Genomic DNA, 7,051 nt, shown 5'->3' with positions numbered 1-7,051 from the left:
ATCCCGTTCACACCCACCATAACGCGGAGCGGTAGTTCAGTTGGTTAGAATGCCGGCCTGTCACGCCGGAGGTCGCGGGTTCGAGTCCCGTCCGTTCCGCCATTTTGAAGTCCCTAGGGGTAAACCCGAAGGCAGTGCGAGGTTGAAGACCTTGGTCGCGGTCCGGTGTGCCGGCGCAGTCGAGTCCCGTCCGTTCCGCCATTTCTTTTTCTCCCCTTGCATAGACCCATGTCGCGAGCCGGAATCCCGGCATAGCCGCACTGGTCAGTGCCTTCATCTATTTCCCCGTTTCTCCCATCCTTTTGCTAGTCTCTGATGTAGCAATCAGCACCACTCTGTCCAGACTTGGCAAGCACTTCTCGCTTGACTCCAACCACCCCCTGTGGTGCCATTCGCCGAATTAAAACAACTGTTTGAAACGGGTGAAAGAATCGCCATGTCCAGTGCTTATCCTGCTGTGTTCCAACCTCTCGATGTCGGCCCCTTTACGCTGAAAAACCGGTTCCTGATGGGCTCGATGCACACCGGCCTGGAAGAAGCCAAGGGCGGTTTCGAGCGTATGGCGGCGTTCTATGCCGAACGCGCTCGCGGTGGCGTGGCGTTGATCGTCACCGGTGGCATTTCGCCCAACGATGAAGGTGTAACCTATCCTGGTGGCGCCAAGCTGACCAATGAAGAAGAAGCCAATTCGCACCGCCTGATCACCGAAGCCGTGCATGAAGCCGGTGGCCGCATCTGCATGCAGATCCTGCATACCGGCCGCTATGCCTATGTACCGCACAATGTCTCAGCGTCTTCACTGCAGGCGCCGATCAATCCGTTCCAACCGAAGGAGCTGGACGACGCCGGTGTCGAACGCACCATCGACGACTTTGTCCGTTGCGCCCGCCTGGCCAAGCAAGCCGGCTATGACGGTGTCGAGGTGATGGGCTCGGAAGGCTATTTGATTAATCAGTTTACCGCGCCGCGAACCAACCATCGCGACGACCGCTGGGGCGGCGAGATCGACGGCCGCATCAGCCTGGCCGAACACATCGTGCGTGGCATCCGCGCCGAATGTGGCGATGACTTCCTGGTCGTTTACCGGCTTTCGATGATCGACCTGGTCGAAGACGGCAACACCTGGGATGAGATTGTCGATCAGGCGCACCGCATCGAAGCGGCCGGTGCACACCTGCTCAACACCGGCATCGGCTGGCACGAGGCGAGGGTACCGACCATTGTCACCTCGGTGCCACGCGCGGCTTTTGTGGCGGTGACCGAGCGCATCCGCAACGAAGTCGGCATACCGGTGGTCGCCTGTAACCGCATCAACACCCCGGAGGTGGCCGAGCGCATCGTTGCCAGCGGCCAGGCGGATATGGTGTCGATGGCGCGTCCGTTTCTGGCGGACAGCGATTTCGTCAACAAGGCTGAAGCCGGCGATGCCGACGCCATCAACACCTGCATCGCCTGTAACCAGGCTTGTCTCGATCATGTGTTTGAGTTGAAACCGGCGTCTTGCCTGGTCAATCCGCGCGCCGGCCGGGAAACGGAACTGAATTATCTGCCGACCGACAAGGTCAAGCGTGTTGCTGTGGTCGGTGCCGGCCCCGGTGGATTGTCGGCGGCGACGGTGGCAGCGCAGCGCGGTCACATTGTGACGCTGTTTGATGAGCACGATGTGATCGGTGGTCAGTTCAATCTGGCGCGGCGTATTCCCGGCAAGGAAGAATTCAGCGAGACGTTGCGCTACTTCCGGACTCAACTGGAACGGTTGGGTGTCGAGCAGAAGCTGGGTCGCAAGGTTGGCGCTGATGAACTGGCGGCGTTTGATGAAGTGATCGTCGCCACCGGCATCGTACCGCGCACACCGGCCATTGACGGGATCGATCATCCATCGGTGGTGTCTTACGTGGATCTGGTTTCCGGCAAGGTCGCACCCGGCAAGAAAGTCGCCATTGTCGGCGCCGGTGGTATTGGTTTCGACGTTGGCGAAGTACTGGTTCATGGCGAGCATAGCCCGAGTCTGGATATCGAGGCCTTCGCGCGTGAATGGGGTGTCGATTTCAGTGTCGCCGGCCGCGGTGGTCTGATCGCACCGCAGCCCGAACCGAGCCCGCGTCAGGTCTGGCTGTTGCAGCGCAAGTCATCGAAGCTGGGCAAAAATCTGGGCAAGACCACCGGCTGGGTGCATCGCGCTACTTTGAAACAGAAGGGCGTCGAATTTCTCTCTGGTGTCGACTACCAGCGTATCGATGACGAGGGTCTGCATGTTCTGGTTGATGGCGAAGCCAGAACACTGCCGGTCGACCAGATTGTTATCTGCGCCGGCCAGGAATCGCGTCTCGATTTGTTCGAGGCATTGGAAGCCGCAGGCAAAAGCTCACATCGCATCGGCGGCGCCTTCAAGGCCGGCGAGCTGGATGCCAAGCGCGCCATTCGCCAGGGCGCAGAGGTAGCGGCAGAGCTGTAATACCTAAGCCGGTCAAACAGACCGGCTGTGTTACACTGCGCGCCTTTCATTCAGCCAGAGATTTTCATGGCCAAGATTAATTGGTTCCCCGGCCACATGGCCAAGGCGCGGCGTCAGATCGGCGAGTTGATGCCGAAGATCGATGTGGTTATCGAAATCCTCGACGCCCGCCTGCCACAGTCCAGCATGAACCCCATTCTCGGTCAGGTGCGCGGCGATAAGCCGGTGGTGCGCCTGCTGTCGAAAGTCGATCTGGCCGACCCGGAGATCACCGAAGCCTGGCGTCGGCATTTCAGCGAAGAGCACAACATCAGTGTGTTGCCGCTGGAGATCACCGACCGTCGTCAAATCAAACGCGTGCCCGATCTGTGCCGCAAGCTGGCGCCCTACCGAGGCGGCGTCGGCAAGCCGGTGCGCGCCCTGGTGATGGGCATTCCCAATGTGGGTAAATCGACCTTGCTCAATGGCCTCGCCGGCCGGCGTATCGCCAAAGTCGGCGACGAACCGGCCGTCACTCGCCGTCAGCAACGTATCCAGATCGCTGATGATTTCACGTTGATGGATACCCCCGGGGTGATGTGGCCGTCACCGGACAGCGAAGTCGGTGGTTACCGCTTGGCTGCCTCCGGCGCGATTCGCGATACCGCCGTCGAATACGAAGACATCGCCCTGTTCGCAGTCGATTACCTGATGCAGCGCTATCCTGAGCGCCTGCAGGAACGCTACAAGCTCAAGGAACTGCCCGACAGCGCCATGGACTGCATGGCCGCCATCGCCCGTCAACGCGCCTGTGCGCCGGGTGGACACGTTGATTGGCATAGAGTCAGTGAGATTGTGCTGAAGGAATTGCGTGGTGGGGTGTTGGGTCGGATCAGTCTGGAAGAGCCGGGGCGGGAAGTGCCGTATCGGGATTTGGAAGAAGACGCTTAGTCGAGCTCCGTCTCTCCCATCAAGGCTCTGATATGCACCTCAGCGCTGTCCGCCAATGCCTTGAGGTGATAACCGCCTTCCAGCATCGAGACGATGCGCCCGTCACAGACTTCCTCGGCCACTTCGACGATGCGTCGGGTAATCCAGTCGTAGTCTTCGGTTTGCCAGTTCAATTGACCCATCGGATCGAGCGTATGGGCGTCGAAGCCGGCGGAGATAAAGATCATCTCTGGCTGGTGTGCCAGCAGCGCCGGCTTCCAGCGCGCTTCCCAGTCGGCTTTTAGATCATCGGCGGTGGCGAAGGTGATTTGCGGCGACAGCACGATGTGCGGATGCTCGCTGGCCCAGTGCGAATTCGGGTAGAACGGATGCTGGAAGCTGGAGCAGACCAGGATTTCCGGCCGGCTTTCGAAAGCTTCGATGGTGCCGTTGCACTGGTGGACATCGAAGTCGATGATGGCGACGCGTTTCAGGCCATGCTCGGCAATGGCATGAGCGGCGGCTACGGCGATGTTGTTGAAGAAGCAGAAACCCATGGTGACGTCGGGTTCGGCGTGGTGGCCAGGCGGGCGGATGGCGCAGAAGGCGCGCTGGTATTCGCCGGCCATAATGGCGTCGACAGCACCGGTGCCGGCACCGACGGCGCGATAGGCGGCTTCCCAGGTGTATGGACCCATCAGCGTATCGGGGTCGGCCTGAATCAGCCCGTGTTTCGGGCTGATGCGGTCGAGCTGTTCGATATAGATATCGCTGTGCACGCGGCGCACAGTTTCCGGGCCATCGAGGCGGGCTTCGCGAACAATCAGTTGGTTGACCAGGCCGGTTTCATCGAGCCGGTTGAGGATGGCTTCGAGGCGCTGCGGCGATTCCGGATGACCTTCGCCCATGTCGTGCAGCTGGCAAACCGGATGCTGGATGAGCGCTGTTCGAGTCATGCGGACGGTCCATTGAAAGGCAAGGCAGTATAAGGCTAGTCTTGTCGCGATTCATCCCGACTTTGGTGGTACCGTGCCCGACCTCAGTGCCTTTTTCCAGCCCAAGAGCGTTGCTGTTCTGGGTGCCTCTGAACGACCCGGCAGTATGGGCGCTGTGGTCACCACCAACTTGAAAGACGCTGGCTTCGAAGGCCGCATTTACGGCGTTAACCTCAAAGGTTACGACAGCGTTTACGGCTTCCCTTGTTATCGCTATGTCCGCCAGATTCCGGATCCGGTTGATCTGGCGCTGATCTGTTTGCCGCCGGAAACTATTTTGCGCGTTTTGCCGCAACTTGGCCGTAAAGGCATTAAGGCAGCGATTATTCTGACTGGCGGCCTGTCGCGGCGCCTGGCGGTGGAACAGAAACGCCGTCACCAGCGTATTGAAGAGCTGGCGCGCGAGCTGAATATCCGCGTGCTCGGCCCGCATTGTCTGGGTGTGCTGGTGCCGGATGCGCACCTGAATGCGAGTTTCGCGCATCTGAATGCGCAACCCGGGCGTTCGGCTTATGTCGGTCATTCGGCGGCGCTGGGTTCGGCCTTGTTGGATTGGGCCGGAGCCCGTGGGATCGGCTTCTCGCACTTTCTTACCGCCGGTTCCAGCGCTGATCTGCGCATCTCTGATATCGTCGATCATCTGTCCACCGATCGCCGCGTGCGCGCCATTCTGATTCATCTGGAGCAGATCCGTGACGCCAACCGTTTGTTGATTGCCATGCGGGCGGCGGCGCGTTCGAAAAAGGTGCTGGCGATCCGCACTCAGGTACAGGACAAATTACCGCCGGGTCTGATCGATCGTCGCGCCGTCGACGACGAATTCTTCGCCCGCGCCGGTGTGCTGCAGGTCGATAGCGTCGATGGTTTGTTCAGCGGCCTGGAGGTGCTGTCGCGGGCGCGGCCGTTGCACCGTCCTAACCTGGCCATCGTCAGCAATGGCCTGGGTCCGGCGATGCTGGCACGGCAGCAGTTGCAGGCGCTCGGTGGACAGTTGGCGCCGGTCGACAAGGTCAGCGAGCGTCTGACCGATCTGTGGTATGCCGACGAAACCGGCTACAACCCGGCCATCCTGCCGGCCAACGCCAGCGGCGACGACTATGTGCGGGTGCTGACTGAGTTGGAAAAAGAAGGCGCCATTGGCGGCATTCTGGTGGTGCACGGCCCCAACCGACGCTCCGACCCGACTGAGGTGTCGAAAAAACTGCTGCCCTGGGTTAAGCGCAGTCGGCGACTGGTGCTGACCTGCTTTTTGGGCGGCGTCAGTATTGGCCCGGCCCGAGCCGCCTTTGATGCCGCTGGCCTGCTGAATTTCGATTCGCCCAACGACGCCGTCGAGGCGTTTTTTACCCTGGCCAAACACGAAATGGCGCAAGAACGCCTGCGTGAGACGCCAACATCCTTGGCGCTGGGTTTTCAGCCCGATCGCGATCAGGCGTTACAGCTGTTCCGACAGGCAGAGGAAAACAAACGACGCTATTTCACTTGGGCCGAAGCGCGAATGTTGATGCGGCTTTATGGTTTCCAAATGGTCGATTCCACCTTTGGTGTCGACTTCGACCGGGTGCTGGAACGACTGACCGGGCGCTATTTTCCGGCCTCGCTGCGTCTGGTTCATGAGGCCTATTGCTATCCCTTTGCCTACAACGAAACGCCTGCCGAACGTTGGCGTGGTGTGCGTATCGAATTGAATTCTGCGGAAGAATTACGGCAGGCGCGGGCTGAGCTGGAAGCTGAAAAAGCCGAGCGTTTTCCCAACAGTCGTACTCTCGGTTGGGGCGTACAACCGATGCGGCGCAAGATCGATCATCTGCAATTCAGTCTCGGTATGACGCGCGATGAAGCCTACGGGCCGTTGATTTTGTTTGGCGAAGGCGGCTCGCGCGCCGACATGCTGGCCGACCGTCAGGTGGCATTGCCGCCGCTCAACGCCAGTCTGGCGCGGCAAATGATTCAGCGCTCACACGGTTATCAGGTTCTGGCGGAGCGTTCTGATCATCTGGAAAAAGATCTGGCGCGGTTGACCCGGGCGTTGAAGACGCTGTCGCAGATGGTCATCGATCTGCCTGAACTGGCCGGGCTGGAAGTGAATATTCTGTTGCAGCCGGGTGAGGAATTATTGGTTTTGGGTGTCGCTGCCTGCCGTGGTCCGGCTCAGCGTCCGGCCTTGAATCCCTATCCGAGCGAACTGGTTGACCGTCTGAGCCTGAAAGATGAGCGTTCGGTGCTGATCCGTCCGATTCGCGGTGAAGACGAGCCGTTATTGAAAGCCTTCTACGGTGGCTTTGACAGCGAAGCCCTGCGTTTGCGCTTTTTCGGCAGCCGCCTGCATTTTGAACATCGTGAACTGGCGACTCTGTGTCAGATCGATTACCGCCGGGAAATGGTCTTTGTGGCGCTCATCGATGGCGCCATCGTCGGTGAAATGCGGCTCTGGACCGATGTGAACACCAACGAACTGGAGTTCGCCATCATGGTGTTGCCGAAGTTTCAGGGCAGCGGTCTGGCCGGTCAGTTGATGCGTAAGACGCTCGACTACGGCCGAGCTCAGGGCGTGGATCGGATCGTTGCCGATGTGTTGGCGGAAAATCAGCCCATGCTCGGTCTTGGCCGGCATTTTGGGTTTAGCGTCGAACCCGACGAAGAGGGTGTGGTTCGGCTAGTCTTGCCGCTGAAGGCGGATTAAGGAGTGCGC

Annotated in this window: 4 protein-coding genes and 1 tRNA gene; 4 read left to right on the top strand and 1 reads right to left on the bottom strand. The window is 59.8% G+C overall.

Annotated elements, in window-relative coordinates; translation table 11 throughout:
- Positions 1 to 25: 25 nt before the first annotated feature.
- The 3 genes from ABMA60_RS11260 (at position 26) to ylqF (ending at position 3,385) form a co-directional block, all read left to right on the top strand.
- Positions 26 to 102: transfer RNA gene (locus ABMA60_RS11260), tRNA-Asp, on the top strand.
- Positions 103 to 436: 334 nt separating this feature from the next.
- A complete protein-coding gene (locus tag ABMA60_RS11255) occupies positions 437 to 2,455 on the top strand; it encodes an FAD-dependent oxidoreductase (RefSeq protein ID WP_392802952.1) in 2,019 nt (672 codons plus the stop codon).
- Positions 2,456 to 2,521: 66 nt separating this feature from the next.
- A complete protein-coding gene (gene ylqF, locus ABMA60_RS11250) occupies positions 2,522 to 3,385 on the top strand; it encodes a ribosome biogenesis GTPase YlqF (RefSeq protein WP_392802949.1) in 864 nt (287 codons plus the stop codon).
- On the opposite strand, the gene ABMA60_RS11245 is transcribed toward ylqF, so the two are convergent.
- Positions 3,382 to 4,320, bottom strand: coding sequence for a histone deacetylase family protein (locus ABMA60_RS11245; RefSeq protein WP_392802947.1), 939 nt, complete (start codon positions 4,318 to 4,320; stop codon positions 3,382 to 3,384). The two genes, ylqF and ABMA60_RS11245, sit on opposite strands and share 4 nt — an antisense overlap.
- Positions 4,321 to 4,393: 73 nt before the next feature.
- Between ABMA60_RS11245 and ABMA60_RS11240 the strand changes: the two genes are divergently transcribed.
- Positions 4,394 to 7,042, top strand: coding sequence for a GNAT family N-acetyltransferase (locus tag ABMA60_RS11240; RefSeq protein ID WP_392802945.1), 2,649 nt, complete (start codon positions 4,394 to 4,396; stop codon positions 7,040 to 7,042).
- Positions 7,043 to 7,051: the final 9 nt, after the last annotated feature.

It is taken from the genome of Saccharospirillum sp. HFRX-2 (assembly GCF_043196805.1).
Lineage (GTDB): Bacteria > Pseudomonadota > Gammaproteobacteria > Pseudomonadales > Natronospirillaceae > Saccharospirillum.
The sequence above is the reverse complement of the archived record's forward strand: the minus strand, read 5'-3'. Positions and strand labels throughout refer to the sequence as shown.